1 pseudogene is annotated in these 564 nt (G+C 47.7%); it reads right to left on the bottom strand.

What is annotated here, in order from left to right:
• Nucleotides 1–506: pseudogene (locus R7R78_RS28465) on the bottom strand (hypothetical protein); the annotation flags it as partial.
• Nucleotides 507–564 lie beyond the last annotated feature (58 nt).

The following is a 564-nucleotide window of genomic DNA, read 5'->3' as shown; positions in this document are numbered from 1 at the left end:
GCGATTTGGGTATCAATCCAATTAATCGCATGACGTAAACGCTCCAAAGTCGGCGCTTTATGATCCAGCACGGGAATAGAAAGGTAGTTGAATTGCTTGTCAGTCATGGCGCTTTCTAAACCTGCGAACTCCGCCGTAACATCAACAATGCAGGAAATGTCGTGAGAGTCGAGAAACGCCAAATCGCTCGGGAATAAGCGCCGGGAAAGGTAAAGATTTTCGCTGACTTGTTGAATGGGAGGAACAGTATCGCGCCGTCTCTCCCAGGCGTTGTAGGCTTTCGCCCCGAGTAAGAAAGGAATGAATGCCCATCGAATCCACCAGACAATTTTTCCGTCTTGGCTTTTCCTGAAGATGGACGGGAAATCAAACAAGTAAGCCGCACTGACTAACGCTAAGGAAAGCGAAACCCAAAGCAGCAGTAAACTCACTACGATTTGAGGCATGTAGATAGCAGCGAGCAACGCAACCAGCGCGCCAAGTAGATAATATTTGACGATGAACATTCGACCTCCTTAATCCTTAGCGATGGGATAACGCTTAGCTGGCCATCTCTTCGATATA

The sequence above is a fragment of the Vibrio sp. 2134-1 genome, from assembly GCF_033339495.1.
Note: the sequence above shows the minus strand (reverse complement) of the source record. Positions and strands in the feature narration are given on the sequence as shown.